The sequence below is a fragment of the Streptomyces sp. NPDC101152 genome (assembly GCF_044768275.1).
GTDB lineage: Bacteria > Actinomycetota > Actinomycetes > Streptomycetales > Streptomycetaceae > Streptomyces.
In genome coordinates, this window is the sequence record NZ_JBIWPO010000004.1 from 243,942 (window position 1) to 270,494 (window position 26,553).

The window sequence follows — 26,553 nt, forward strand, 5'->3', positions numbered from 1 at the left end:
CCGACCGACGGCCCTACGCCCCCCGCTCAGGCCCCCTCAAGCCCCCAGCACCCGCGTCACCACGTAGATCAGCAGCCCGGCCAGCGAACCGACCACCGTGCCGTTGATCCGGATGAACTGCAGGTCCCGCCCGATGTGCGCCTCGATCTTCCGGGTCGTGTGCTCGGCGTCCCAGCCGGCCACCGTGTCCGTGATGAGGGAGGTGATCTCCTTGCGGTAGGTGGTCACGACGTACACGGCGGCGCCTTCCACCCACCCGTCGACCTTCCCCTGCACCTTCGGGTCGACGGCCATCCGCGCGCCCAGGGACAGCAGCGAGGCCCGCACGCGCAGCCGCAGCTCGCTGCGCTCGTCCTCGGCGGCGGAGACGATCATCGACCGTACGGCGGTCCAGGCGGAGGCGATCAGGTCCTGCACCTCACCCCGGCCCAGCACATCGCCCTTCAGCCGCTCGACCCGCGCCCGGGTGTCGGTGTCGGACTGCAGGTCGGAGGCGAAGTCCGTGAGGAACCGGTCGAGCGCCCCGCGCGCCGGATGGGAGGGCATGTCCCGCATCTCGGTGACGAACCGCAGCAGCTCCTTGTAGACCCGCTCGCCGACCTTCTTGTCGACGAACCGCGGTGTCCACCCCGGAGCGCCCCCCTGGACGGCGTCCATGATCTCGGTGTCGTGCCAGACCAGCCAGTCGTGCGCCCGCGTCACGACCAGGTCGACGACCCGCCGGTGGCCGCCGTCCGCGACGATCTTCTCCAGCATCTTCCCGATGCCGGGCGCGATCTCCTGTGTGCCGGCCCGCCGAGTGATCGCCTCCCCCACCACCGCCTGGACGTCGGAGTCCCGCAGCACGGTCAACGCGCCCCGCAGAGCGGCCGACAGCTCCGCCGTCACCCGGTCCGCGTGCTCGGGGTCGGCGAGCCACACCCCCAGCCGGCTGCCGATGCCCACGGCCCGCAACCGCTGCCGTACGACGGCCTCGGAGAGGAAGTTCTCGCCGACGAACTCGCCCAGCGAGACCCCGAGCTGGTCCTTCTTCGTCGGGATGATCGCGGTGTGCGGGATGGGCAGGCCGAGCGGGTGGCGGAACAGCGCGGTGACGGCGAACCAGTCGGCCAGCGCGCCCACCATGCCGGCCTCGGAGGCGGCGGCGACGTACCCCGCCCACGCGCCGGCCCCGGAGTTGTCCGCCCACTTGGCGAGGACGTACACCAGCGCCACGAACAGCAGCAGCCCGGTCGCGGTGAGCTTCATCCGGCGCACCCCGCGCTGCTTCTCCTCGTCGGCGGCGCTGAACGTCGTCATCGCGCGGGCCGCCGCCGCGGGAACGGCGCGGCCGCCGGCGGGAGCCGTCCGGGCATGCTCCGGCGTGCCCTCCACCTCCGCCGCCCCCGTCATCCCCGCCACCCCCGTCTCGTCCGGTGTCGTACGTTCCATCCACTCCACCCGTTCGTGATCCCCTGCACACATTGTCCCTTCCTGACCGACTCCCGGAACGGAACAAGAGTTCCCGGCGTCTGTCGGAGGGGTCCCCATGCCGCATCATTGGGATGATCACACCGGAGCCCCGGGGTCCAGTCCGGCTCCATTCCCCGAGGAGAACCTCGCCGCATGACCACCCGCATGACCAAGCGTCATGGTTATGCCCTGCTGTCCGCGATCATCGCCCTGGTCGTCGGGCTTTGCGCAGCCATATACATCGGTGCCGGCGCCGACCAGCGCATCACCGGCACCAGCGCCTTCGGCAAGAACGGCGCCGCCTACGACTCCGCCGCCCCCGCCTCCGCCGGTGTCTGGGTCGGCGCCTGGGCCGCCGCCCCGGCGGGCGCGGAGCCCGGCACGGAGAGCGGGGGCCTGGCGGGCCGCTCGATCCGCAACGTCGTGCACACGAGCGTCGGCGGTACGAGTGCCCGTATCACGCTGTCCAACCTCTACGGCCGGTCGCCGCTGACGATCACGCACACGTCGATCGCCGTGGCCGCCGCCCCGGACGGCGCGGCGGCGGACGCGCGGAGCATGCGGCGGCTGACGTTCGACGGGAACCCCACGGTGATCGTCCCGGCCGGCGGGCAGGTGCTCAGCGACGCCGTCGCCGTCTTCGTGCCGCCGGACAGCGACGTCCTGGTCACGACCTACTCCCCCACCGCGTCGGGCCCGGTCACCTACCACCCCCGTGCGCGCCAGATCTCGTACCTGGCCGTGGGCGACCGGACCGAGGACACGTCCGGCGCCGGGTACACCGAGCAGACGCCGTACTGGCGTTACCTCACCGCGCTGGACGTGCTGAGCGACGAGGCCGAGGGCACCGTGGTCGCGCTCGGCGACTCCCTCACGGACGGCATCACCTCCACCCCGAACGCCGACCGCCGCTGGACGGACGTCCTGTCCGAGCGGCTGCGTACGGCGGTCGCTTCCGGGCAGGACGTGCCGCGCTACAGCGTCGTCAACGAGGGCATCAGCGGCAACCAGGTCCTCGCGGCCGGGACGGGCCGTCCCGCCGACAACCAGAGCGGCCTCGACCGCTTCTCCCGGGACGTGCTCTCCCGTCCGAACGTGAAGGTCGTCGTCATCGAACTCGGCGTCAACGACATCCTGCGCAACCCCGAACTCGCCGACCCGGACCGGATCCTCGCCGGGCTGCGCACCCTGGTCCGCCGGGCCCACGCGCACGGTGTCCGGGTCGTCGGCGCCACCCTGATGCCCTTCCAGGGCCACCGCGGGTACAGCGGGGCGCGGGAGGCGGTCCGCGATGAGATCAACGGGGAGATCCGCTCGGGCCGCGTGTACGACGCGGTCGTCGACTTCGACCAGGCCCTGCGGGACCCGTACAACCCGCGCGGGCTCCGCCCGGACTACGACTCAGGGGACCACCTCCACCCCAGCGACCGGGGCTACGCGCGGATGGCGCAGGCCGTCGACCTCCAGGCGCTGAAGGGTGCGCCGTCGGCGCGGCTGTGAGGACGTGAGGAGTGAGGTCGTGCGGACTCACCAGTCCCCGTGGCCGCGCCGCTCCCGGCGTTCCCGCTGCCGGTCCCGGCGTTCCTCGCGGCGCTCCTGCCGCTCCTCACGCCGGTCGCTGCGCCACTCCCGGTGCTCCTCCAGCATCCGCAGGTGATCGCCGTACCCCTCGCCCAGTTGCCGCCCGGACCTGCGCTCCAGCTTCTCCTGGCGGCGCTCCTCCTTCAGGCGCCGGCGTTCCTCGCGGGTCGGTTTGCGCTCGACGCCGACGCCGCCCCAGAAGGCGAAGCCGTTGATGATCACGCGGGGCGCGCCGGGCGCGGCCGGTACGCCCTCCTCGCGGTGGTCGAAGCCGCCCATGATCCCGATGCCGCGCACGACGACCTCGACGCCGGGCGGCACGATGATGTTCATCCCGCCCATGATCGCGATGCAGTTGATCTCGACCTCGCGGTCCGCGAAGTTCGCCTCGCGCAGGTCGAGTTCGCCGCCGCCCATGAGGGCGAAGCAGTTGAACTGCTTGGGCACGGTCCAGCGGCCCTTGCGTTCGAACCCGGACATCACGGCGACGGCCCACGACGAGGAACCCTCGCCGCCGACGATCCGGCTCGCCCAACTCCCGTCGGCGACCGGCTCCTTGGTGAGCGACACGGAGGGCGGCGGGGTGACGCCGGCGGCCGGCAGGTCACGGGTGATCGGCGTCAGCTCGCCGTAGGTCCGCGCCTTGTAGGTGGCCTCCAGCCGCTCCTCGAACTCCTCCATGTCGAGACGGCCCTCCGCGAGGGCGTCCCGCAGGACCTCGGCGACTCGTTCACGATCGGCGTCGGATGCGCGGAGATCCGGGACTGCGGCGTCGTCGGTCATGCACAGCAGCCTACGAGTTCCTCCGGCGCCATGCTACGAGACCGTGTCGTGAGTGGTCTGTGCCTGCTCGACGTACATCTTGGCGATCACCGCCTCGATGTCCGGTTCCCGTACGGAGAGGTCCACCAGCGGGTAGCGCGCGGCGATCCGCGCCACCAGCGCCGCCGCCGACTCGGCCGCCGGGAACGCCAGCCACTGCCGGGGCCCCTCCACCTTCACCACGCGCGCGGGCGGCGCCTCGATCGGGGGCAGCTCCCGCTCCAGGTCCACCACCAGGGTCCGCTCGCTCTCACCCACCTCGTGCAGGCCGGTGAGCGGGCCGTCGTACATGAGCCGGCCGTGGTCGATGACCATCACCCGGGAGCACAGCTGCTCGATGTCCTGCAGGTCATGGGTGGTCAGCAGGACGGTCGTGCCGCGCTCGGAGTTCAACTCCCGCAGGAATCCCCGCACCTTGGCCTTGGAGATGACGTCCAGGCCGATCGTCGGCTCGTCGAGGTAGAGCACCTCGGGGTCGTGCAGCAGCGCGGCCGCGATGTCGCCGCGCATCCGCTGGCCCAGCGACAGCTGCCGTACGGGTACGTCCAACAGGTCGCTCAGTTCGAGGAGTTCGACGCATCGGTCGAGGTTCTCGCGGTAACGGGCGTCGGGGATGCGGTACATGCGGTGCATCAGCCGGTAGGAGTCGATCAGCGGCAGGTCCCACCACAGTGTCGTCCGCTGCCCGAACACCACGCCGATGCGGTGCGCGAGGCGGGTGCGCTCCCGGGAGGGGTCGATGCCCGCCACCCGCAGCCGGCCCCCGCTGGGGGTGAGGATGCCGGTCAGCATCTTGATCGTCGTCGACTTCCCGGCGCCGTTCGGGCCGATGTACCCGACCATCTCGCCGCGCGCCACGGTGAAGGAGATCGAGTCGACGGCACGCACCTGCCGGCGTTCCCGTTTCAGGAACCCCGTCTTCTTGCGCACGTCGAAGACCTTCTCCACCCGGTCCAGTTCGATGAAGTGACCGTCCACAGCCCTCAGCTTCCCGTACTCCGATACGACCTCAGCCCCGCCCGCCACGCCAGCCCGGCCAGCGCACAGCACACCGCCGCGACCAGCGGCGGCGCGAAGGCCGCCCCCTGCGGCAGCCACAGGGGATACGGCCGCCCCAACACGTAGGAGGCGGGCACCCAGTTGACGAAGGCGAGGGGCAGCATGAACGTCACCCCCCGCACCAGGTCCTTGCCGAACACGGTCGGCGGATACTGCAACAGCGTGGTGCCGCCGTAGGTGAACGCGTTCTGCACCTCGGACGCGTCCTGGACGAGGATCTGGAAGGCCGCGCCCGCCACGAACAGCGCGCAGAAGATCGCCGCTCCGCTGACCAGCATCACCGGCACCAGCAGCACCTTCGCCACACTCCAGTCGACGTCGACGGCGTACAGCGACCAGCCCAGCACCAGGCCGCCCTGGGTGATCCGGCCCAGACGGCGCAGCGCGAAGCGGTCCGCGCCGATCTGTGCCAGCACCGGCGCGGGCCGCACCAGCAGCGTGTCGAAGGAGCCGTCGCGGATGCGGGCGCCGAGGACGTCCATGGAGCCGAGCACGAGGTCGGCGATCCCGAACGCCGTCGCCGACAGCCCGTACAGGAAGGCGATCTCGGGCAGCCGCCAGCCGCCCAGCGAGTGCACCCGCGAGAACATCAACAGGATCGTGGCGAAGTCCAGGCCGGTCACCAGCAGGTTGCCGAGTGCCGTGATCAGGAAGGACGTGCGGTAGGTCAGGCTGGACCGCACCCACATCCCGGCGATCAGCCGGTAGGCCCGCAGGCCCTCACCCGGACGGGACGGCTCAGCCACCCTGCACCACCACCCGGCGGGTCGCCGCGGACTGGACCAGCCGCCCGGCGGCCAGCAGCACCACGGCCCACACCGCCTGGAAGGCGTACGCCCCCAGCGGATCGGCCTTCCCCATCAGCACGTCGGCGGGCATCTGGATCTGCGCCGCCCAGGGCAGTACCCGCGCGATGTCGCCGAGCACGCCGGGGAAGGCGTTCAGCGGAAGCACCATGCCGGAGAAGAAGATGCCGGTGACCATCAGGGCCTGGTTGACGCCCATGCCGTCCAGGAGCCAGAACACGCTCAGCGCCGCCAGGTAACGGAGGCCGAAGCTGACGACCATCGCCAGCAGCAGGGTCAGCAGGAAGGCCGCCCAGGTGGTGAGCCGGGTCGGCAGCGCCATCGGGAAGAACACCGCGCCGAACGCGAACGGGATCACCCCCCGCCCCAGCAGCTGGAACGCCGAGCGGCCCAAGTCGCTTGCCAGCCACCACAGTTGGAGGTCGGCCGGCCGGTACAGGTCCACCGCGATCTCGCCCGTGCGGATGCGGTCCATCAGGTCCTTCTCGACGCCGCCGCCCTGGATCGCCAGCGTCGCGTACAGACACTGCCCCAGCCACACATAGGTGACGGCCTGCGCCTGGTCGTACCCCCCGAGGTGGGGCTTCTCGTCCCACAGGGCGAGGTACGTGTACACCAGGATCAGCCCGAAGACGGTGTTGGTGAACACCCCCGCCGCGGTCGCCGCCCGATACGTCGCGTACCGTCTGAAACCCCCCGCGACGACGGCCGCGTACAACCGTCCCGCGCCCACGCTCCCGCCCTCCTCCACCTGTCCGGACACCGAAGCGCAGGAGCCTACTGCCCGGGCGGTGACGCACGCCACGTGTTTTTCGGTACGGAAGCGTGCCATGGTCCGGGAACGGAACGCATGGTGCGAGAGTCTTCAAGAGGGGGCGCAGAAGGCGTACGAGGGCGTACGGGAACGTACGACGCGAAACAGGAGTCCGTGCAACACATGAGTGACGAGCCGCAGCCGCAGCAGCCGAATCCCGGCTGGGCACCGGACGGGCCGCAGGGGGCTGCCAATGCGGGCGGCAAGAAGCCGAAGCGGCCCAGGCGAACGGGCTGGCGCCGGCTGATCCCGACCTGGCGCACCGTGCTGGGCACCTTCGTCATGGGCGTGCTGCTGCTGATCGGCCTGTTCTTCCTCGGCTACTCCCTGGTGCAGATCCCGCCGGCCAACGCGCTCGCCACCAAGCAGGCCAACGTCTACCTGTACGCGGACGGCTCCCAGATCGCCCGCGACGGCGAGGTCAACCGGGAGAACGTCACCCTCGCCCAGGTCTCCAAGGACGCCCAGCACGCCGTCCTCGCCGCCGAGGACCGCGACTTCTACTCCGAGTCCGCCATCGACCCCAAGGCGATGCTGCGGGCCGGCTGGAACACCGCCACCGGCAAGGGCAAGCAGTCCGGCTCCACCATCACCCAGCAGTACGTGAAGAACTACTACCTCGCGCAGCAGCAGACCGTCACCCGCAAGGTGAGGGAGTTCTTCATCTCGATCAAGCTGGATCGGGAGAAGTCCAAGGACGAGATCCTCGAGGGCTACCTCAACACCAGCTACTTCGGCCGCAACGCCTACGGCATCCAGGCAGCCGCCCAGGCCTACTACGGCCAGAACGCCACCGACCTCGACCCTGCCCACGCCGCCTACCTCGCCGCCCTCGTCAACGCGCCCAGCGAGTACGACGTCGTCGCGCACCCCGAGAACAAGGCGGCGGCCGTGGCCCGCTGGAACTACGTCCTGGACGGCATGGTCAAGAAGGGCTGGCTGAGCCAGGCCAAGCGGGCGACCCTGAAGTTCCCGATGCCCAAGGAGCAGACCGTCTCCACCGGCATGTCCGGGCAGCGCGGCTACATCGTCAAGGCCGTCGAGAGCTACCTCGCCGAGAACAAGATCGTCAGCACCGACGAACTCGCGCACGGCGGCTACCGCATCACCACCACCCTCGACAAGAGCAAGCAGGACGCCTTCGTCGCCTCCGTGAACGACCAGGTGATGTCGAAACTCGACAAGAAGAACAACAAGGTCGACAACTACGTCCGCGCCGGCGGCGCCTCCGTCGACCCGAAGACCGGCAAGGTCGTCGCGATGTACGGCGGCATCGACTACGTCAAGCAGTACACCAACGGCGCCACCCGCGGAGACTTCCAGGTCGGCTCCACCTTCAAGCCCTTCGTGTTCGCCTCGGCCGTCCAGAACCACTCGCAGACCCAGGACGGCGAGATGATCACCCCCAACACCTACTACGACGGCACCAACAAACGCCCCGTCCAGGGCTGGAACGGCGGCAGCTACGCCCCCGCCAACGAGGACGACGTCGACTACGGCAACATCACCGTGCGCACCGCCACCGACAAGTCCGTCAACGCGGTGTACGCGCAGATGGCCGTGGACGTCGGCCCCGCGAAGGTGAAGCAGACCGCCATCGACCTCGGCATCCCCGCGAGCACCCCCGACCTCACCGCCACCCCGTCCATCGCGCTCGGCGTGAACACCGCCAGCGTCCTCGACATGGCGGAGGCCTACGCGACCCTCGCCAACCACGGCGAGCGTTCCACCTACACGCTGGTCGACTCCCTCACCAAGGACGGCCAGCAGGTGGCGCTCCCCAAGAGCACCACCACCCAGGCCATCAGCCGGGAAGCCGCCGACACCACGACCTCCGTCCTGCAGAGCGTGGTCGACAACGGCACCGCGACCGCCGCCCAGGCCGCCGACCGGCCCGCCGCCGGCAAGACCGGCACCGCCGAGCAGGACACCGCCGCCTGGTTCGCCGGCTACACCCCCGACCTGGCCACCGTGGTCTCCGTGATGGCCCAGGACCCGGTGACGGCCGCCCACAAGCCGCTGTACGGCGCGATGGGCCTGCAGCGCGTCAACGGCGGCGGACCGCCCGCGCAGATCTGGGCGCAGTACACCAAGGCCGCGCTGCAGGGGAAGCCGGCCACCGACTTCGACCTCCAGCTCCAGGCGGGCGCCGACCAGACCCAGGCCCCGCCGCAGCCGTCGGCGACCGCCACCGGCGGCGGCCAGCAGAACGGCGGCACGACCGGGGACGGCGGCCAGGGCACGACCCAGGGCCAGAACAACGGCGGCACTACCGGGGACGGCGGGACGCCCACCACGACGGGCGGCACTCCCACCACCGGCGGCACCACCGGCACCACCGGCACCACCACCAACGGCGGAACCACGACGGGCACCAACGGCGGCACCACCAACGGCGGCACGACGACCGGCGGCGGCACCGCGGGAGGCCCCACCAACGGGGGCGCCACGGGAGGCACCACCAACGGCGGCACGACCGGGAACGGCGGCACGACCGGCACGGACAACGGGGGCACCACGACCGGCACGGCGGCGGGCCCCCAGTCGGCGGCCAGAAGACAGTGACAGCCGAAAGGGGCTGGTGACGAGGTCGTCACCAGCCCCTTTCGGCTGTCTCGCACTCTTGCTACAGATACAGACCGGTCGTGTCCTCCGACCCCTCGAAACGGTCGGCCGCCACGGCGTGCAGGTCACGCTCCCGCATCAGCACGTACGCCACGCCCCGCACCTCGACCTCGGCACGGTCCTCCGGGTCGTACAGCACCCGGTCGCCCGGCTCCACCGTCCGCACGTTCTGCCCGACGGCGACGACCTCGGCCCAGGCCAGCCGCCGTCCGACCGCCGCCGTGGCGGGGATCAGGATGCCCCCGCCCGACCGCCGCTCGCCCTCACCGGTCTCCTGCCTGACCAGGACCCGGTCGTGCAGCATCCGGATGGGCAGCTTGTCGTGCTGGCTGCTGTGCTCGTTTCTCTTGGCGCTCACGCCCTGAACCTACAACTCTCACTCAGCTCTTGCGCCGACGGGTACCGAGGGCGAGCAGCCCCACCAGGCCCACGGCGACGAGCGCGACCGGCACGATCCGCTCCAGCCGGGGCGCGCCCTCCTCGTCCACGAACCGGGCCGTGACGTCGGTGACGGCCTTGTTGACGCCGACGTAGGCACGTCCCAGCGTGTGATCGATATTGGACACAACCTTGGCCTTGGCGTCACCGACGATGGTCTTCGGGTGCACCCGCACCCCGATCTCGTCGAGGGTCTCGGCCAGCACTGCGCGGCGGGCTTTGATGTCCGCCTCGATCTGCGCCGGGGTTCTGGTGTCCGACGTGTCCGCCACCGTGGGGCCTCCGAGTCAGCCGATGCGTTGTTGTCGCTTGTTCTGGACAGTCTGTCAGCTCCGCGCGCCGTCGCACTGTCAGGCCCCCCGGTTAGGCTGGTCCGATGAGCGAGCGACTCCAGCCCGGGGACGTGGCCCCCGACTTCACCCTCCCCGACGCCGACGGCAACGACGTGTCCCTGTCGGCCCACAAGGGCCGCAAGGTCATCGTCTACTTCTACCCGGCGGCCCTCACGCCCGGCTGCACCAAGCAGGCCTGCGACTTCACGGACAACCTCGACGTCCTGGCCGGCGCCGGCTACGACGTCATCGGCATCTCCCCCGACGCCCCGGAGAAGCTCGCGAAGTTCCGCGAGAAGGAGTCCCTGAAGGTCACCCTGGCCGCCGACCCGGACAAGAAGGTCACCGAGGCCTACGGCGCCTACGGCGAGAAGAAGAACTACGGCAAGACGTACATGGGCGTCATCCGCTCCACGATCGTCGTGGACGAGGAGGGCAAGGTGGAACGGGCCCTGTACAACGTCCGAGCGACGGGCCACGTAGCCAAGATCATCAAGGACCTGGGCATCTGAGGACTCCGTTTCCGCTGCTTGAGAGGCCCGCGCCGGGATGACCCGGTACGGGCCGCTCTACGTTTCGGGCGTAACTGTCCGATAAACGGTTCGTTACTCCGTACGGGCTGCGAACACGCGGACGGAACGGAGGGGCGCGATGGGGGCCGGCACGTACACCAGGGAACGCCTGGAGGAAGCGGCTCGGGGGGCGCGGACGTTGTCGGAGGCCTTGCTACGGCTCGGGGTGGATCCGGGGAGTTCGACGCGGCGCTATGTCCTGGGGCGGATGAAGAAGCTGGGGGTGGACACCTCGCACTTCGAGCGCGAGGGGGTCAAGTGGACTCGGGAGATCCTGCAGGCGGCGGTCTCTGCGTCGACGAACATGTGCGACGTCCTACGGCATCTCGGGCTTGAGGTGGTGGGCGGGCATCACACGCACATCAGTCGCCGGATCAAGGCGTACGGGATCGACACCTCGCACTTTCAGGTGCCGACCCGGCGCGGCAAAGCGTGGCGCCCCCGGACACCCGAGGGGCTACTCGTCGAGCAGCCCCTCGGCCAGGCTCGGCGCATCCCCAGCGATCGACTCAAGTCGGCGATGACAGCACTGGGGATACGAGAACGGTGCGCCCAATGCGGAACGGAAGCAGTCTGGCGAGGGCATCCGCTCCCACTGGAGGTCGATCACATCGACGGCAATTGGCGCGACAACCGCATCGAGAACCTGCGGTTCCTGTGCCCCAACTGCCACGCGATCACCAGCACCTGGTGCAGGGGCGGCAACCAGCGGCGACCGCTCGCCGAGTACCAGTAAGCTGTACGTGGGGCCGTAGCCCAACTTGGCAGGAGGCACCACTTTTAGGTAGTGGACAGTGCGAGTTCGAGTCTCGTCGGCCCCACGTTCAGGGCGCGGCTCCCTACTGGGAGCCGCGCCCTTCGCAGTAACTCAGCCCAGCAACTCCCGCACCACCGGCACCAGCGCCCGGAACGCCTTCCCCCGGTGGCTGATCCCGTTCTTCTCCTCCGGAGTCAGTTCCGCGCAGGTTCGCGACTCGCCGTCCGGCTGGAGGATCGGGTCGTAGCCGAAGCCGTTGGTGCCTGCGGGGGTGTGGCGCAGGACGCCGCGGAGTCGGCCCTCGACCACTCGTTCCGTGCCGTCGGGGAGGGCGAGGGCTGCCGCGCACGCGAAGTGGGCGCCGCGGTGGTCGTCCGCGATGTCGGAGAGTTGGGCGAGGAGCAGGTCCAGGTTGGCCTTGTCGTCGCCGTGGCGGCCTGCCCAGCGGGCGGAGAAGATGCCGGGGGCGCCGTTCAGGACGTCGACGCAGAGGCCGGAGTCGTCGGCGACGGCGGGGAGGCCGGTGGCCTGGGCGAGGGCGTGGGCCTTGAGGAGGGCGTTCTCGGCGAAGGTGACGCCGGTTTCCTTGACGTCGGGGACGTCGGGGTAGGCGTCGGCGCCGACCAGTTCGTGGGGCAGGCCCGCTTCCGCGAGGATGGCCCTGAGTTCGGTGATCTTTCCGGCGTTGCGGGTGGCGAGGATCAAGCGCGTCATGGGGTCAAGTATTCCGGGCCGCCGCAGCGGTGTTACGGCGTGCAGACCTTGGTCAGTTCGCCTGCCGCGTGCGTCACCGGGCTGACGTCGGGTGTGCGGTCGCCGTTCCTGATGGCCGTGCGGACGTTGTCCACGGCGTTGCCGAGGTCGTCGACCGCCTTGTTGACGTCGGCGTTGTCGGTCTTGTCGCCGATGGTGCCGAGGTCCTTGTCGATGGCGGCGAGGGACTCGCCGAGCTGGGTGGGGTCGTTGGCGGCGTTCTGCACGGCCTGCTGGAGCCGGGTGACGCTGGTGGCGACGGTGTCGGCGGTGTGGACGCAGTCCAGGGCCTTGTTCACGGCGTCGCAGCCGGTGGTGACGGCGGCGGTGAGGCCGACGGCCGCGAGTGCGGCGAGGGTGGTGGTGATGCGGCGCGTGTGGTGGCCTCGGCCGGTGGCCATGGTGGCGGTCCCCCCTGTCCCGGCCTCGGTGAGGCCCCCGTACTGGTCGGGCGCACGGTGGTGTGCCGTGCGCCCGCACTCGTGGGGACGCCGGGGCGGGCGTCGGGGGTTGCGCTTCGGCCGCCTTTTCTTGGTGTTCCCTTTACCGTTCGAGAGGCGCGTCCAGTGCCTTGCGCTGGTGGGCGGCGAGTTCCGTGCAGCCGGTGACGGCGAGGTCGAGGAGGGCGTTGAGTTCCTCGCGGGCGAAGGGTTCCGCCTCGGCCGTGCCCTGGACCTCGACGAAGCGGCCGTCGCCGGTGCAGACGACGTTCATGTCGGTGTCGGCCCGGACATCCTCCTCGTAGCAGAGGTCGAGGAGGGGGACGCCGCCGACGATGCCGACGGAGACGGCGGAGACCGTGCCGGTCAGGGGCTGGCGGCCGGCCTTGATGAGCTTCTTGCCCTGGGCCCAGGCGACGGCGTCGGCGAGGGCGACGTAGGCGCCGGTGATGGCGGCGGTGCGGGTGCCGCCGTCGGCCTGCAGGACGTCGCAGTCGAGGACGATGGTGTTCTCGCCGAGCGCCTTGTAGTCGATGACGGCGCGCAGGGAGCGGCCGATCAGGCGGGAGATCTCGTGGGTGCGGCCGCCGATCTTGCCGCGGACGGACTCGCGGTCCCCGCGGGTGTTCGTGGCGCGGGGCAGCATGGAGTACTCGGCGGTGACCCAGCCCTCGCCGCTGCCCTTGCGCCAGCGGGGGACGCCTTCGGTGACGGAGGCGGTGCAGAAGACCTTGGTGTCGCCGAAGGAGACGAGGACGGAGCCCTCGGCGTGCTTGCTCCAGCCGCGTTCGATGGTGATCGGGCGGAGTTGTTCGGGGGTGCGGCCGTCGATTCGAGACATGCCGCTGAGCCTAGCCGCACCGGCGCAAGGGGCCCCTTCCGCGTCGGAAAGTGCCCCTTACCGGTGAACGGCCGGCCGGTTTCACATCATGTCTTCGATCTCCGCGGCGATGGGGTCGGCGTCGGTGCCGATGACGACCTGGATCGCGGTGCCCATCTTGACGACGCCGTGGGCGCCGGCGGCCTTCAGCGCGGCCTCGTCGACCAGCGAGGCGTCGTGGACCTCGGTGCGCAGGCGGGTGATGCAGCCCTCGACCTCTTCGATGTTCTCGATGCCGCCGAGTCCGGCGACGATCTTCTCAGCCTTGCTGGCCATTGCGGTCTCCTCATGCACAGGTGGCCCGACTTCACGAGCGATTGCGCCGAACGTACCGAAAGATGACGTCACAGCTTCCCAATCGCCCCTCACTGGTCTACACCACCTGGCAGGCGGTCGCCAACAGATGAGTGCCGAGACCGAGATCACGCCTGCGCGGCGGCGGTGGCAGTCGACGTTCCAGGGGCTGCAGAAGATGGGCCGCAGTCTCCAACTCCCCATCGCGGTCCCGCCGGCCGCCGGCATCCTCAACCGGCTCGGGCAGCCGGACGTGTTCGGGGCGGACGGGCTGGGTGGACGAACGTCTCCAAGGTGATGGGGGGGCGCGGGCGGCGCGCTGCTCGACGGTTCGTTGGGGCTGCCGCTGCTGTTCTGCGTGGGCGTGGCCATCGGGATGGCGAAGAAGTCGGACGGTTCGACGGCGCTCGCGGCGCTCGCCGGGTTCCTCGTCTACTACAACGTGCTGCGACAGTTCCCGAAGGGCTGCGGGGCCGCGGCGAAGGCGGTGGCCGGGATCGGGTGCAAGGCCTCGGACGGGTCGGCGACGGCGTTCACGTACCAGAATCCGGGGGTGTTCGGCGGCATCGTGATGGGGTTGCTGGCGGCGTTCTTCTGGGTGCGTTTCCACCGGACGAAGCTGGTGGACCGGCTGGGGTTCTTCAACGGGCGGCGGCTGGTGCCGATCATCATGGCGTTCGTCGCGATCACGTTCGCGGCGCTGTGTCTGTGGGTGTGGCCGCCGATCGGTGACGGGCTGGAGCATTTCAGCAACTGACCGAAGGGGCTGGGAGCTTGGGGCGCGGACGTGTTCGGGGTGGCGAACCGGGCGCTGCTGGTGGTAAGGCTGCACCAGTTCCTGAACGTGCCCATCTGGTTCCAGTTCGGCAGCTTCACGAAGCCGGACGGGACGGTGGTCCACGGTGACATCAACATGTTCCTGGCGGGCGATCCGCACGCGGGGCAGTTCACGTCCGGGTTCTTCCCGATCATGATGTTCGCGCTGCCGGCGGCGGCGCCGGGATCACGCACCGCGCACGGCCGGACCGTCGCAAGGAGGTCGGCGGGCTGATGCCGTCGGCCGCGCCGACCTCGTTCGTCACGGGGATCACCGAGCCGATCGAGTACTCGTTCCTGTTCATCGCGCCGCTGCTGTACGCGGTGCACGCGCTGCTGACGGGGGTGTCGATGGCGGTCACCTGGGGGGGTGGGCGTGCATGACGGTTTCAGCTTCTCGGCCGGTCTCATCGACTACGTCATCAACTGGAACCCGGCGACGCGGCCGTGGGCGGTCGTCCCGATCGGGTTGTGCTTCGCGGTCGTCCACTACGTCGTGTTCCGGTTCGCGATCACGCGGTTCGACCTCAAGACCCCTGGCAGGCAGCCGGAGGAGGAGCGCGCGGACGTCACCAAGGCGTAGCGCACGGTAGTTCCACGGTCACTGGAATCGTGGGTTCCTTATGTCGCCTTCATCGTGCTACAACAGGTCTACACCACTGAGTGGTGTAGACCACCACCCGATGGAGGAAGTCTATGACCACCGCCACCGCGCCAACGGCGGCCCCCGCGAAGAAGCGGGGCTCCGGCCTGTTCCAGGGCCTGCAGAAGGTAGGACGAAGCCTGCAGCTCCCGATCGCCGTGCTGCCGGCGGCGGGCATCCTTCTGCGCCTGGGCCAGCAGGACGTTCACGACAAACTGCACCTGCCCGACAAGGTCACGGCGGTCTTCGCCACCGCGGGCGGCGCCATCTTCGACAACCTCCCGCTGCTGTTCTGCATCGGTGTCGCCATCGGCTTCGCGAAGAAGTCCGACGGCTCCACCGCCCTCGCGGGCCTCGTCGGCTTCCTGGTCTACAGCAACGTCCTCAAGGCGTTCCCGGTCACCGCGGCGAAGATCCAGGCGGGCGCGGACATACCCGCGACCTACAACAACCCCGGTGTGCTCGGCGGCATCATCATGGGTCTGCTGTCGGCGGTGCTCTGGCAGCGCTTCCACCGCACCAAGCTGGTCGACTGGCTCGGCTTCTTCAACGGCCGGCGACTGGTGCCGATCATCATGGCCTTCGTCGGCCTGATCATGGGTGTCTTCTTCGGCCTGGTCTGGAAGCCGATCGGCGAGGGCATCTCGCACGTCGGCGAGTGGATCACCGGTCTCGGTGCCTTCGGTGCGGGCCTGTTCGGTCTCGTCAACCGCGCGCTGATCCCGATCGGCATGCACCAGTTCGTCAACTCCGTGGCCTGGTTCCAGATCGGCGACTTCAAGAACTCCGCCGGCACCGTCGTCCACGGTGACCTCACCCGCTTCTTCGCCGGTGACCCGACGGCCGGCCAGTTCATGTCCGGCTTCTTCCCCATCATGATGTTCGGTCTGCCGGCCGCCGCCATCGCCATCGCCCACTCCGCCCGCCCGGAGCGCCGCAAGGCCGTGCTGGGCATGATGATCTCGCTCGCGCTGACCTCCTTCATGACCGGTGTGACCGAGCCGATCGAGTTCTCGTTCATGTTCATCGCCCCGGTGCTCTACGGCATCCACGCGGTGCTCACCGCCCTGTCGATGGCGATCACCTGGGCCCTGGGCGTGCACGCCGGCTTCACCTTCTCCGCCGGTGCGATCGACTACGGCCTCAACTGGTCCCTCGCCACCAAGCCCTGGCTGATCATCCCCATCGGCCTCGTCTTCGGCGCGATCTACTACTTCGTCTTCCGCTTCGCCATCACCAAGTGGAACCTCCCCACCCCGGGCCGGGAGCCCGAGGAGGAGGTCGAGGATCTCACCAAGGCGTGAGGTCGCGTACGGCACGGCGAAGGCCCCGGCACCGAGGAGGTGCCGGGGCCTTCGCCGTGCCTGGTGGGTCAGATCTCGTACGACACCCTCGGTGCCGCCAGTTCCACCGGGCCGGCGTACACCGCGCGGGCGTCGGTGAGGTTGACCTGGGGGTCCGTCCACGGGGGGATGTGGGTGAGGACCAGGCGGCGGGCGCCCGCCCGGCTCGCCGTCTCGCCCGCCTCGCGGCCGTTGAGGTGCAGGTCGGGGATGTTCTCCTTGCCGTGCGTGAAGGCGGCCTCGCACAGGAACAGGTCGGTGTCGCGGGCGAGTTCCTCGAGGGCGGGGCTCAGGCCCGTGTCGCCGGAGTAGGTGAGGGACTTCCCGGCGTGCTCGACGCGGATGCCGTACGCCTCCACGGGGTGGGCCACGCGCTCGGTGTGCACCGTGAACGGGCCGACCTCGAACGTGGACGGCTTGACGGTGTGGAAGTCGAAGACCTCGCTCATGGAGGAGGCGGTGGGGGTGTCCGCGTAGGCGGTGGTCAGCCGGTGTTCCGTGCCCTCGGGTCCGTAGACGGGGAGCGGGTCGCAGCGGCCGCCGTCGTGGCGGTAGTAGCGCGCGACGAAGTACGCGCACATGTCGATGCAGTGGTCGGCGTGCAGATGGCTGAGGAAGATCGCGTCGAGGTCGTAGAGACCGCAGTGGCGCTGCAGCTCGCCCAGGGCACCGTTGCCCATGTCGAGAAGCAGCCGGAAGCCGTCGGCCTCGACGAGGTAGCTCGAGCAGGCCGATTCCGCGGACGGGAACGACCCCGAGCAGCCGACGACGGTGAGCTTCATGAAACAGAAACCTCCGCTGGCGGGACTTTTCTGGGAAGGAGACGGGGGTCGTGCGGTCCGTCGAGCGTAAGGCGCAAAACCCCCCGTCGCTCCTCCGGCAAGGGCTGTTGTGGGCGAACTCACCTGTGGTGTCACCGGTTCGGCTGGAAGCGGGGCGGGTGAGGCGCGGGAGAGGGCGCGCGACGGAACGCGCGCCCCGGTAACGTCATGCCCATGGACACGTCCTGGTGGCTGGCGCTCGCGGCGGTGGTACTGCTCGCGCTGGTCGCCACGCTCGTCGACGGCTGGGGGCGGGGGCGGCGGCCCGGAGGGCGGCGGTCACGTCCGCCGGGGCGTCCGGTGGGGCGGGTGGCGGACCGGCCGCGGCCGGCGGAGATCTGGTGGGCCGCGGTGCCGTTCGAGGACGGTCCGGGCGGCAAGGACCGGCCGTGTCTGGTGCTGGTGGTGCACGGGGAGCGGGCGACGGTCGCGAAGATCACCAGTAAGTACCACGACGAGCGGGCCGGGGTGATCCCGTTGCCGCCGGGTGCGGTGGGCGACGCCCGGGGGCGGGCGAGCTTCCTGGAGACCGACGAGTTGCGCGAGGTGCCGGTGTGGGAGTTCCGGCGCAGGGTCGGGGTGGTGGACCCGGTCCTGTGGGACCAGGTCCGTCACCTGGCGACGTGAGTCCGGCGGGGACTCACGCCCAGAGTTGGCCGTGCAGGGTCTCGATGGCTTCCTCGGTGGTCGCCGCCGTGTAGACGCCGGTCGACAGGTACTTCCAGCCGCCGTCGGCGACGACGAACACGATGTCGGCGCTCTCGCCCGCCTTCAGCGCCTTGGTGCCGACGCCGATCGCGGCGTGCAGGGCCGCGCCGGTGGAGACGCCGGCGAAGATCCCCTCCTGCTGGAGGAGTTCGCGGGTGCGGGTGACGGCGTCGGCCGAGCCGACGGAGAAGCGGGTGGTCAGCACGGAGGCGTCGTACAGCTCCGGTACGAAGCCCTCGTCGAGGTTCCTGAGGCCGTACACCAGGTCGTCGTAGCGCGGTTCGGCGGCGACGATCTTCACGTCCGGCTTGTTCTCGCGCAGGTAGCGGCCGACGCCCATCAGGGTGCCGGTGGTGCCGAGGCCGGCCACGAAGTGGGTGACGGAGGGCAGGTCGGCGAGGATCTCGGGGCCGGTGGTGGCGTAGTGGGCGCCGGCGTTGTCCGGGTTGCCGTACTGGTAGAGCATCACCCAGTCGGGGTGCTCGGCGGAGAGCTCCTTGGCGACCCGTACGGCCGTGTTGGAGCCGCCCGCGGCCGGCGAGGAGATGATCTCGGCGCCCCACATGCCGAGCAGGTCCCGCCGTTCCTGCGAGGTGTTCTCAGGCATCACGCACACCATGCGGTAGCCCTTGAGCTTGGCCGCCATGGCCAGGGAGATGCCGGTGTTGCCGCTGGTCGGCTCGAGGATCGTGCAGCCGGGCGTGAGCCGGCCGTCTTTCTCGGCCTGCTCGATCATGTGCAGGGCGGGGCGGTCCTTGACCGAGCCGGTCGGGTTGCGGTCCTCCAGCTTGGCCCAGATGCGGACGTCGGCGGACGGCGACAGCCGCGGCAGGCACACCAGCGGGGTGTTGCCGACCGCGGCCAGCGGGGAGTCGTAACGCATCGAGGATCAGGCCATGCCGCCGGCCACGGCCGGCAGGATCGTCACGTTGTCGCCGTCGGCGACCTTGGTGTTGATGCCCTCGAGGAAGCGGACGTCCTCGTCGTTGAGGTAGACGTTGACGAAGCGGCGCAGTTCCCCGTTGTCCACGATGCGGGCCTGGATGCCCGCATGCCGGGTCTCGAGGTCGGCGAAGAGCTCGGCGAGGGTGTCCCCGGTGCCCTCCACCGCCTTCTGGCCGTCGGTGTAGGTGCGGAGGATGGTGGGGATGCGGACCTCGATGGCCATGGTTGCGGGCTCCTGTCGGAAGGTGTCGGGTCGGTGGGCGCGCGGCGGCGCGAAGTGCTGGTGGTGCTCCGGGGGCCGCGGCTCACGGCCGTACGGCGGCAGGGCAGCGTCAACAGATGGCGCTGTTCAGCCTGCACAGGTCGACGTGCAGCCGCGCCACGAGCAGCACGCCCGGCGCCTCGATGCTCACGTCGTTCAGAACCATGGGCTCATCGTATCGATTCCCGGTCCGGGTCCCGGAGTGTCATCCCACATGCTGGATGAATTCTGACCGAACGGCGAGATCGGCGGTTGTCAGGGTCGTGGGGGGGGGGGGGGGGGGGGGCGGCCCCCCCCCCCCCCCCCACCCCCCCCCCCCCCACGACCCTGACCTCCTCCTCCGTGACCTCGCCCTCCACGATCCGGTACGAGCGGAACTGGAAGTCGCCGAGGCCGTCGGTGTCGGCGGTGGACACCAGGACGTAGTGGGCGCCCGGCTCGTTGGCGTAGGAGATGTCGGTACGGGAGGGGTACGCCTCGGTCGCGGTGTGGGAGTGGTAGATCACCACCGGCTCCTCGTCGCGGTCGTCCATCTCGCGGTAGAGCCTGAGCAGGTCGCCGGAGTCGAACTCGTAGAACGTGGGCGACATCGCCGCGTTCAGCATCGGAACGAACCGCTCGGGCCGGTCCGACCCCGCCGCCCCGGCGACGACGCCACACGCCTCGTCGGGATGGTCCTTGCGGGCGTGCGCGACGATCTGGTCAACGAGGGCCTGGGTGATGGTCAGCATGCTCGCAGGATAAGCGTGTGGGCTGCCCCATACCGAGGACCGGTACGGAACAGCCCACATCGCGGACGGCCCCCTCGCTCAGCCGACCTTCTCCAGCTCCGGCTCGCGGCGATTCGCAATCTCCGGGTTCCGCCTCTTCAGCGCGGCCCAGCCCGCGGCCAGCGCCACCGCCCAGCCCGCCATCACGTACAGGCAGACCCGGGAGTCGGCGTCGTACGCGATCAGGCCCGTGACGAAGACCAGGAACACGATCGCGATCCAGCTGCACACCGCCCCGCCCGGCGCCGGGAAGGCGGACGCGGGCAGCCGGCCCGCGACGACCGCGCGGCGGTACAGCACGTGGCTGATCAGGATCATCAGCCAGGTCCAGATGCCGGCCGCGGTCGCCACCGAGGTGACGTAGCCGAAGGCCTTCTCCGGGACGACGTAGTTGAGGACCACGCCGATGCCCATGAACAGGACCGAGACGGTGATGCCGAGCGCCGGCGTCTTCGTGGCGGACAGCTTGCGGAAGCCCTTGGGGGCCTCGCCGTTGTCGGCCAGGGTGCGCAGCATGCGGCCGGTGGAGTACATGCCGGAGTTGCAGGAGGACAGGGCCGCGGTGAGGACGACGAAGTTGACGATGCCGGCGCCCGCCGGGATGCCGATCTTCGCGAAGGCGGCGACGAACGGGGAGACGCCCGGCGCGAACTCGGTCCACTTGACGACGCAGAGGATGACGGTGAGGGCGCCGACGTAGAAGAGGGCGATGCGCCACGGGAGGGTGTTGATCGCCTTGGGGAGGGTCTTCTGCGGGTTCTCCGACTCGCCGGCGGTGACGCCGACCAGCTCGACCGCGAGGTAGGCGAACATGACGCCCTGCAGGGTCATCAGGGACGAGCCGATGCCCTTGGGGAAGAAGCCGTCGAACTGCCAGAGGTTGGACACGGCGGCCGTGTCACCGGCGGAGCTGAAGCCGAAGGTGAGCACGCCGAGGCCGATCACGATCATGCCGATCAGGGCGGTGACCTTGACCATGGAGAACCAGAACTCGAGCTCGCCGAAGACCTTCACCGAGATCAGGTTGACCCCGAAGAGGATCACCAGGAAGACCAGGGCGGTCACCCACTGGGGGATGTGCGGGAACCAGTAGTTGACGTAGATCGCGGCGGCGGTGAGCTCGGCCATGCCGGTGACGACCCACATCAGCCAGTAGGTCCAGCCGGTGAAGTAGCCGAAGAACGGACCGAGGAACTCGCGGGAGTACTCCGCGAAGGAGCCCGAGACCGGGCGGTACAGGAGCAGTTCGCCGAGCGCCCGCATGATGAAGAAGACGATGGCGCCCGCGAGGGCGTACATCAGGATGAGACTGGGGCCGGCCTTGGCGATGTTCGCCCCGGCACCCAGGAAGAGGCCTACGCCGATGGCGCCGCCGATCGCGATCATCTGGACCTGGCGGCTGCCGAGTCCGCGCTCGTACCCCTCTTCGGAGGTCGGCTCCGAGCCTGTTTCGACCTGAGCGGAGGTCATGTCGTGGTGCGCCTTTCTCCATGCCGAACCGGGCCTCTCGTCGGCCACGGACCGGTTCTCGATCCCCCCGGATTGAAAATGGAGCGGAGCGGGCCTCGGGGGCCCGCTCGTGCCTGGCCGGCGGTCGCCGGCTCGCTGGCGCACCCGGCGGACATGGGTGGTGTTCGCCGGGCGGTCGTGCAGATTTATCACGGCCGCAACGGAGATCACCGGGGGACGAAGTGGCACACGCCACAGGGAGAAGCGGACAAAGAGCGCTCCTCGGGTACATAGGTGACGGTCACGGTGACATGATCGTTATCCGGATTTGAGCGTCCTCTGAGCGAACGCGGAATCGTCACATATCGGCACGGGTGACCCTCGCCGCAAAGAGCGAGGTTCAGGGCAGGAGGGTCGTCACGAGCGTCTCCTGGAGGCCGCCGAGCCAGAGGTACGCCATCACCATGGGCTTACGGGGGTCCTCGTCCGGCAGCCGGTAGAGGAGGTCGGTGTCGTCCTCGTCGACGATCTCCAGGCGGGAGCCGATCGCCAGGCGCAGGTCGTTGAGGGAGCCCAGCCACTGCCGGGACTCCTCGGTCGACAGCTCGAGCACGGCACCGCCGTCGGCCGCCGGGGTCAGCGCGTCCAGGGTGCGGATCACCGCGAGGGCGTTCTCGCGCTTGCCGGCCCGCAGGTCGTTCTCGGTGTAGCGGCGGAACTCGGAGGAGTACGCCCGCTGTTCCTCGGCCTCCTTGGCCTCCGGGGTGCCCTCGGGGTCGCTGTAGGCGTCCGGGAACAGGCGCTTGAGCACGGGGTCCTTGGGCGGCTCGGTGGGGCCTTCCGCGAACAGTTCGGCGAGCGGGTCGTCGGGGGCGTCCTCGCCGGGCCCGGGTCCGATGAGTTCCAGCAGCTGGACGGCGAGCGACCGGATGATGGAGATCTCGACGTCGTCGAGGGCGACGGCCGCGCCGCCGCCGGGGAGCGGTTCGAAGTGTCCTGGCATGGAGGGCAGTCGCTACTTCCGGTCCTGCGGGCGGATGGGGGTCATTTCCGGTCCTGCTGGAGGGTGGCCCACAGGCCGTAGCCGTGCATGGCCTGCACGTCGCGTTCCATCTCCTCGCGCGTGCCGCTGGAGACGACCGCCCGGCCCTTGTGGTGGACGTCGAGCATGAGTTTGGTGGCCTTGTCCTTTGTGTAGCCGAAGTACGTCTGGAACACGTAGGTCACATAGCTCATGAGGTTGACCGGGTCGTTGTGGACGATCGTGACCCAGGGGACGTCCGGCTCGGGTACGGCGAAGACCTCCTCCGCCGACTCGGTGCGTTCGATCTCTACGGGAGCGGGTGACGTCACATGGCCCATGCTGCCACGGGCCGCACAAATCGTCACACTGACGCGAAGGGGTGTTAGCATCGTTCCCATGCTGTCCACACCGGGGGACAACCCCCGGACCCCCGGCCGACCTGGGGGCACCCGGAGAGTCGTGACTAGGAGAGCTTTCGTGGATGTAGCGGACCTTGGGCTGCCGGTGGACGTTCCCTCGACGGCGCTCTTCACGGACCAGTACGAGCTGACGATGCTGCAGGCCGCGCTGAAGGGCGGTACGGCCGAACGGCGCAGTGTCTTCGAGGTCTTCACCCGGCGGCTGCCGGACGGGCGGCGCTACGGCGTCGTCGCGGGCACCGGGCGTGTCCTGGACGCGGTGGAGAACTTCCGCTTCGACGCGGGCGTCCTCGGCTTCCTGCGCGAGCGGGGCATCGTCGACGAGCCGACGCTGGAGTGGCTGGCCGGATACCGGTTCAGCGGCGACGTGTGGGGTTACCCCGAGGGCGAGGTGTACTTCCCGGGCTCGCCGATCATGCGGGTCGAGGGGTCGTTCGCCGAGTGCGTGCTGCTGGAGACGGTGATCCTGTCCATCCTCAACCACGACTCCGCGATCGCGGCGGCCGCTTCCCGGATGTCCTCGGCCGCCGGGGGCCGTCCGCTGATCGAGATGGGGGCCCGCCGCACCCACGAGCTGGCCGCCGTGGCCGCCTCCCGTGCCGCGTACGTCGGCGGTTTCGCCTCCACCTCCGACCTCGCGGCCGGCTTCCGCTACAACATCCCCACCGTCGGCACCTCCGCGCACGCCTTCACCCTGCTGCACGACCACGAGCGGGACGCCTTCCGCGCCCAGGTCGACTCGCTGGGCCGGGGCACCACCCTGCTCGTGGACACGTACGACGTCGCCGAGGCCGTCCGCCTGGCCGTCGAGGTCGCCGGGCCCGAGCTGGGGGCCGTGCGCATCGACTCCGGTGACCTGCTGCTGGTCGCGCACCGGGTGCGGCAGCAGCTGGACGAGCTGGGCGCGCGGGACACGAAGATCATCGTGACCTCGGACCTCGACGAGTACGCCATCGCCTCGCTGGCGGCGGCGCCCGTGGACGCGTACGGCGTCGGCACGCAGCTGGTGACCGGGTCCGGGCACCCGACGGCCTCGATGGTCTACAAGCTGGTCGCCCGCGCCGCGTCCGACGACCCCCGGGCGCCGCTGGTGCCGGTGGCGAAGAAGTCCAGCGGCGGCAAGACGTCGATCGGCGGCCGCAAGTGGGCCGCGCGGCGCCTCGACGCGGACGGGGTGGCGGAGGCGGAGGTCGTCGGTACGGGCGCGGTCCCGGCGGAGCTGGCCGAGCGGCAGTTGATGGTGGAGCTGATCAAGGGCGGTGACGCGGTCGCCCGCGAGCCCCTGGACGCCGTACGCGACCGGCATGTGGCGGCGCTCGCCAACCTGCCCCTGTCGGCGACCCAGTTGTCACGCGGGGAGGCCGTCATTCCGACGGAGTACGTACAGGGGCGCACGGGTAACTAAAGCGGGTGCCCTCCCGAAGGAGCTTTGAAGTCTCTAGGCTCGTACTCAACCAAAGTCGAAGGACACCCAGATGCGCCGCGCCTTGATCGTCGTTGACGTGCAGAACGACTTCTGCGAGGGGGGCAGTCTCGCCGTGGCCGGGGGTGCCGACGTGGCCGCCGCCGTGACCGAGCTGATCGGGCAGGCGGCCGGCTCCGGCTACCAGCACGTGGTGGCCACCCGCGACCACCACATCGCGCCCGGCGGCCACTTCGCCGACAACCCCGACTTCCGGCACTCCTGGCCCGCGCACTGCGTCGCGGGCACGGAGGGCGTCGGCTTCCACCCGAACTTCGCCCCCGCCGTCGCCTCCGGCGCGGTCGACGCCGTCTTCGACAAGGGGGCGTACGCGGCGGCCTACAGCGGCTTCGAGGGCACCGACGAGAACGGGGTCGCGCTGGCCGACTGGCTGCGCGCCCGGGACGTCGGCGAGGTCGACGTGGTCGGCATCGCGACCGACCACTGCGTCCGCGCCACCGCGCTGGACGCGGTGCGGGAGGGGTTCCGTACGCAGGTGCTGCTCGACCTGACCGCCGGGGTCGCCGCGGAGACGACCGAGCGGGCGCTGGAGGAGCTGCGGGAGGCCGGCGTGGAGCTCTCCGGCAAGCCCGTGGTGGCCTGAGCGATCACGCGGAGGCCGTCGGACGGCGCAGCAGCGCCCTGATCGGGTGCCACAGCTCGGTCACGGTGACACCGTTGTCGGGGGCCGTCCGCCATATGAGGCCGTCGGGGTGGTGCAGGACGGCGGTGATCTCGTCCGGGGTCGGCGGGGCCGCGTTGCCCCGCAGGTAGACGGCGCGCATGCCGAGGTTGCGCAGCCTGGTCAGGGCGCGCGCCCGGTTGCGGGCGTGGACGAGGACACGGACCGAGCCCGTGCCGTGGGTGGTGGGTCTGGGCAGGTTCAGAGCCACCACCACGCTGCCGGTCGGCAGCTTGCAGAAACCTCCTGCGGCCATGCAGGTCACACCCCCGTGCGTGTCGGTGTCGTCGGGTCTGTCAATAAGAACAGCACAGGACGCACCTAAACACGATCGGCGGCGACCCGCCAGGGGGTCATCGCCGATACGCTCCTGACCTGCGGTTATGTCGGCGACTTCACCGCGGGGCCGACCTGGAGGGAGATCGTCCGGCCGTCCAGGGCCTCCCGGACGATCTTGATCTTGGTGTTGGTGTCAGCGATCTTGACGCCGCCGGCCGGGTTCGACGGGTCGTAGTAGGTGCTCCTGTGGCCGTTGAAGACCGGCACCCCGAAGGACCCCTTGATCTTGGTCGCCACGTCGGCGTTGTGCAGCGTGAGGCCATCGGTCGGGTACCGACAGTCCGTTCTGGTACGGGTAGTGCTCCACCCAGTCCGGACGGGTCGCGGAGAGGCCGAAGTTGTACGGGCCGACCTTGAGGGTCTTGTCGTACGACACGTACTGGGAGAAGCCGGTCGCCGTCCAACTCTGGTCCGCCGCCTCGGCGTTGTCGGAGAACAGCGCCGTCCCTCCCCCAGAGGGGGTACCCCCGGCCGTCGGGCAGGGTGACCACCAGGGCCTGCTGGTGCTTGGTGTTGTACTCGGCGACGCCCAGGGTGTGCGCGGGCTTCGTGCCCGCCTTCGCCACGTCGTAGTTGAGCCAGCCCAGTTGCAGCTTGTCCCAGGCGTTCATGTAGCCCGGCAGGTCCCGGTGGCCTCCTTGCCGGTACCCAGCCAGAAGCCGGAGGACATCAACGTCCAGGAACCGGTGGAGTTGTCACCGCCGTTGGTGTCGTACTCGTCGGGCAGGCCGAGGTCGCGGCCGTACTCGTGGGCGTAGACGCCGAGTCCGCCGTTCTCCGGCTGGATGGTGTAGTCGCCGACCCGCGAGCCACCGAGCTTGTTGTCCGCGGGGCCGGTCGTGCCGGCGTCGCTGCCGAAGGCGTACCAGGCGGTCAGGCCGTCCTTCACCACGTTCCACACGCTGGAGCAGGGTGGACGAGCCGCACGCGTTGTTGCCGTAACGGGCCTCGTCGTAGGGGAGCTTGACCCAGTCGGTGACCTCACCGTCGACCGATGCGCTGGGTCTCCTGACGGACACCGGGACCACCGGTTGACCGATCGACCGATCGACCGCACACGCGTTTGCCCGTCGAACGGGCGCGCACACCTGTCCACGTGGTGGACGCCATGACTCCGTGCGCCCCCTGTGCACCGGCCCTGTCGGTTAGGTCACGCTTACTCTTCGTTCCACTCGGGCACCCTCGCGATTAGAGTCGACTGGCGGCACGCCCAGGAACCGGCGGAAAGCCAGGCCGACACCCCCG

At 69.9% G+C, this 26,553-nt stretch carries 27 protein-coding genes, 1 tRNA gene and 3 pseudogenes; 10 read left to right on the forward strand and 21 right to left on the reverse strand.

Annotated elements, in window-relative coordinates; genetic code table 11:
* Positions 1-36: 36 nt before the first annotated feature.
* Positions 37-1,431, reverse strand: a complete 1,395-nt coding sequence (locus tag ACIRVK_RS07435; protein ID WP_404244463.1) for a DUF445 domain-containing protein — start codon at positions 1,429-1,431, stop codon at positions 37-39.
* A 186-nt stretch (positions 1,432-1,617) separates the two neighbouring features.
* On the opposite strand from ACIRVK_RS07435, the gene ACIRVK_RS07440 reads away from it, so the two are divergent.
* Positions 1,618-2,952, forward strand: coding sequence for an SGNH/GDSL hydrolase family protein (locus ACIRVK_RS07440; protein ID WP_404244579.1), 1,335 nt, complete (start codon positions 1,618-1,620; stop codon positions 2,950-2,952).
* Positions 2,953-2,979: 27 nt separating this feature from the next.
* Here the strand turns inward: ACIRVK_RS07440 and ACIRVK_RS07445 are convergent, their stop codons facing one another.
* Genes ACIRVK_RS07445 through ACIRVK_RS07460 form a run of 4 tightly spaced genes read right to left on the reverse strand, consistent with a single transcriptional unit; the run spans position 2,980 to position 6,453 of the window.
* Entirely contained in the window at positions 2,980-3,816 is an 837-nt protein-coding gene (locus ACIRVK_RS07445; protein WP_404244464.1) for a DUF1707 domain-containing protein, read from the reverse strand.
* A gap of 33 nt (positions 3,817-3,849) precedes the next feature.
* On the reverse strand, positions 3,850-4,833 hold the full coding sequence (locus ACIRVK_RS07450) for an ATP-binding cassette domain-containing protein (RefSeq protein WP_404244465.1): 984 nt from the start codon (positions 4,831-4,833) through the stop codon (positions 3,850-3,852).
* 5 nt (positions 4,834-4,838) lie between these two features.
* Positions 4,839-5,660, reverse strand: coding sequence for an ABC transporter permease (locus ACIRVK_RS07455; protein ID WP_404244466.1), 822 nt, complete (start codon positions 5,658-5,660; stop codon positions 4,839-4,841).
* Positions 5,653-6,453: an ABC transporter permease gene (locus ACIRVK_RS07460; RefSeq protein WP_404244467.1), complete on the reverse strand. Its 801-nt coding sequence runs from the start codon at positions 6,451-6,453 to the stop codon at positions 5,653-5,655. Before ACIRVK_RS07460 ends, ACIRVK_RS07455 begins: the two co-directional genes overlap by 8 nt.
* A gap of 204 nt (positions 6,454-6,657) precedes the next feature.
* On the opposite strand from ACIRVK_RS07460, the gene ACIRVK_RS07465 reads away from it, so the two are divergent.
* Positions 6,658-9,099, forward strand: coding sequence for a transglycosylase domain-containing protein (locus ACIRVK_RS07465; protein ID WP_404244468.1), 2,442 nt, complete (start codon positions 6,658-6,660; stop codon positions 9,097-9,099).
* A 61-nt stretch (positions 9,100-9,160) separates the two neighbouring features.
* On the opposite strand, the gene ACIRVK_RS07470 is transcribed toward ACIRVK_RS07465, so the two are convergent.
* Both ACIRVK_RS07470 and ACIRVK_RS07475 read right to left on the reverse strand, forming a co-directional pair.
* Complete coding sequence (locus tag ACIRVK_RS07470; RefSeq protein ID WP_404244469.1) at positions 9,161-9,517, reverse strand: GroES family chaperonin; 357 nt, start codon at positions 9,515-9,517, stop codon at positions 9,161-9,163.
* 22 nt (positions 9,518-9,539) lie between these two features.
* A complete protein-coding gene (locus ACIRVK_RS07475; protein ID WP_404244470.1) occupies positions 9,540-9,869 on the reverse strand; it encodes a DUF3618 domain-containing protein in 330 nt (109 codons plus the stop codon).
* 104 nt (positions 9,870-9,973) lie between these two features.
* Here ACIRVK_RS07475 and bcp point away from each other — a divergent pair, with 104 nt between their 5' ends.
* From bcp to ACIRVK_RS07490, 3 genes are all read left to right on the forward strand, one after another.
* Positions 9,974-10,441: a thioredoxin-dependent thiol peroxidase gene (bcp, locus tag ACIRVK_RS07480; RefSeq protein ID WP_404244471.1), complete on the forward strand. Its 468-nt coding sequence runs from the start codon at positions 9,974-9,976 to the stop codon at positions 10,439-10,441.
* A gap of 139 nt (positions 10,442-10,580) precedes the next feature.
* Positions 10,581-11,237, forward strand: coding sequence for an HNH endonuclease signature motif containing protein (locus tag ACIRVK_RS07485; RefSeq protein WP_404244472.1), 657 nt, complete (start codon positions 10,581-10,583; stop codon positions 11,235-11,237).
* Positions 11,238-11,246: 9 nt separating this feature from the next.
* Positions 11,247-11,322 (forward strand) — tRNA-Leu (locus ACIRVK_RS07490).
* Between the two features lie 47 nt (positions 11,323-11,369).
* On the opposite strand, the gene rdgB is transcribed toward ACIRVK_RS07490, so the two are convergent.
* The 4 genes from rdgB to ACIRVK_RS07510 all read right to left on the reverse strand — a co-directional run bounded on the left by rdgB (position 11,370) and on the right by ACIRVK_RS07510 (position 13,607).
* Positions 11,370-11,972: an RdgB/HAM1 family non-canonical purine NTP pyrophosphatase gene (gene rdgB / locus ACIRVK_RS07495; RefSeq protein WP_404244473.1), complete on the reverse strand. Its 603-nt coding sequence runs from the start codon at positions 11,970-11,972 to the stop codon at positions 11,370-11,372.
* Positions 11,973-12,004: 32 nt separating this feature from the next.
* Positions 12,005-12,412, reverse strand: a complete 408-nt coding sequence (locus ACIRVK_RS07500) for a hypothetical protein (protein WP_404244474.1) — start codon at positions 12,410-12,412, stop codon at positions 12,005-12,007.
* 142 nt (positions 12,413-12,554) lie between these two features.
* Positions 12,555-13,292: a ribonuclease PH gene (gene rph / locus ACIRVK_RS07505; RefSeq protein ID WP_404244475.1), complete on the reverse strand. Its 738-nt coding sequence runs from the start codon at positions 13,290-13,292 to the stop codon at positions 12,555-12,557.
* A gap of 81 nt (positions 13,293-13,373) precedes the next feature.
* Positions 13,374-13,607, reverse strand: coding sequence for a glucose PTS transporter subunit EIIB (locus ACIRVK_RS07510; RefSeq protein ID WP_404244476.1), 234 nt, complete (start codon positions 13,605-13,607; stop codon positions 13,374-13,376).
* Positions 13,608-13,734: 127 nt separating this feature from the next.
* On the opposite strand from ACIRVK_RS07510, the pseudogene ACIRVK_RS07515 reads away from it, so the two are divergent.
* Both ACIRVK_RS07515 and ACIRVK_RS07520 read left to right on the forward strand, forming a co-directional pair.
* Positions 13,735-15,024: pseudogene (locus ACIRVK_RS07515) on the forward strand (PTS transporter subunit EIIC).
* A gap of 113 nt (positions 15,025-15,137) precedes the next feature.
* On the forward strand, positions 15,138-16,388 hold the full coding sequence (locus tag ACIRVK_RS07520; protein WP_404244477.1) for a PTS transporter subunit EIIC: 1,251 nt from the start codon (positions 15,138-15,140) through the stop codon (positions 16,386-16,388).
* Between the two features lie 68 nt (positions 16,389-16,456).
* On the opposite strand, the gene ACIRVK_RS07525 is transcribed toward ACIRVK_RS07520, so the two are convergent.
* On the reverse strand, positions 16,457-17,209 hold the full coding sequence (locus ACIRVK_RS07525; protein WP_404244478.1) for an MBL fold metallo-hydrolase: 753 nt from the start codon (positions 17,207-17,209) through the stop codon (positions 16,457-16,459).
* A gap of 213 nt (positions 17,210-17,422) precedes the next feature.
* Between ACIRVK_RS07525 and ACIRVK_RS07530 the strand changes: the two genes are divergently transcribed.
* A complete protein-coding gene (locus ACIRVK_RS07530) occupies positions 17,423-17,875 on the forward strand; it encodes a type II toxin-antitoxin system PemK/MazF family toxin (RefSeq protein ID WP_404244479.1) in 453 nt (150 codons plus the stop codon).
* A gap of 13 nt (positions 17,876-17,888) precedes the next feature.
* Here the strand turns inward: ACIRVK_RS07530 and ACIRVK_RS07535 are convergent, their stop codons facing one another.
* From ACIRVK_RS07535 to clpS, 7 genes and pseudogenes are all read right to left on the reverse strand, one after another.
* Positions 17,889-18,839: a PLP-dependent cysteine synthase family protein gene (locus ACIRVK_RS07535; protein WP_404244480.1), complete on the reverse strand. Its 951-nt coding sequence runs from the start codon at positions 18,837-18,839 to the stop codon at positions 17,889-17,891.
* A gap of 6 nt (positions 18,840-18,845) precedes the next feature.
* Positions 18,846-19,124 carry a MoaD/ThiS family protein gene (locus ACIRVK_RS07540; protein ID WP_242773018.1) on the reverse strand — a complete coding sequence of 93 codons (279 nt, stop codon included), beginning with the start codon at positions 19,122-19,124 and terminating at the stop codon, positions 18,846-18,848.
* 109 nt (positions 19,125-19,233) lie between these two features.
* Positions 19,234-19,329: a putative leader peptide gene (locus ACIRVK_RS07545; protein ID WP_404244481.1), complete on the reverse strand. Its 96-nt coding sequence runs from the start codon at positions 19,327-19,329 to the stop codon at positions 19,234-19,236.
* A 154-nt stretch (positions 19,330-19,483) separates the two neighbouring features.
* Positions 19,484-19,894: pseudogene (locus ACIRVK_RS07550) on the reverse strand (Mov34/MPN/PAD-1 family protein); the annotation flags it as partial.
* Positions 19,895-19,972: 78 nt separating this feature from the next.
* Positions 19,973-21,403 carry an amino acid permease gene (locus ACIRVK_RS07555; RefSeq protein WP_404244482.1) on the reverse strand — a complete coding sequence of 477 codons (1,431 nt, stop codon included), beginning with the start codon at positions 21,401-21,403 and terminating at the stop codon, positions 19,973-19,975.
* A 379-nt stretch (positions 21,404-21,782) separates the two neighbouring features.
* Complete coding sequence (locus ACIRVK_RS07560) at positions 21,783-22,385, reverse strand: DUF2017 domain-containing protein (protein ID WP_404244483.1); 603 nt, start codon at positions 22,383-22,385, stop codon at positions 21,783-21,785.
* Between the two features lie 41 nt (positions 22,386-22,426).
* The gene (gene clpS / locus ACIRVK_RS07565; protein WP_133046323.1) at positions 22,427-22,744 is read right to left on the reverse strand and encodes an ATP-dependent Clp protease adapter ClpS; all 318 of its coding nucleotides are present in this window, start codon (positions 22,742-22,744) and stop codon (positions 22,427-22,429) included.
* A gap of 139 nt (positions 22,745-22,883) precedes the next feature.
* Here clpS and ACIRVK_RS07570 point away from each other — a divergent pair, with 139 nt between their 5' ends.
* Together ACIRVK_RS07570 and ACIRVK_RS07575 are read left to right on the forward strand one after the other, a co-directional pair.
* Positions 22,884-24,230: a nicotinate phosphoribosyltransferase gene (locus ACIRVK_RS07570; RefSeq protein WP_404244484.1), complete on the forward strand. Its 1,347-nt coding sequence runs from the start codon at positions 22,884-22,886 to the stop codon at positions 24,228-24,230.
* A gap of 70 nt (positions 24,231-24,300) precedes the next feature.
* On the forward strand, positions 24,301-24,891 hold the full coding sequence (locus tag ACIRVK_RS07575) for an isochorismatase family protein (RefSeq protein WP_404244485.1): 591 nt from the start codon (positions 24,301-24,303) through the stop codon (positions 24,889-24,891).
* Between the two features lie 4 nt (positions 24,892-24,895).
* Here ACIRVK_RS07575 and ACIRVK_RS07580 read toward each other — a convergent pair whose 3' ends face one another.
* Together ACIRVK_RS07580 and ACIRVK_RS07585 are read right to left on the reverse strand one after the other, a co-directional pair.
* Positions 24,896-25,225 carry a hypothetical protein gene (locus tag ACIRVK_RS07580; protein ID WP_404244486.1) on the reverse strand — a complete coding sequence of 110 codons (330 nt, stop codon included), beginning with the start codon at positions 25,223-25,225 and terminating at the stop codon, positions 24,896-24,898.
* A gap of 125 nt (positions 25,226-25,350) precedes the next feature.
* A pseudogene (locus tag ACIRVK_RS07585) lies at positions 25,351-26,303 on the reverse strand (immune inhibitor A domain-containing protein); the annotation flags it as partial.
* Positions 26,304-26,553 lie beyond the last annotated feature (250 nt).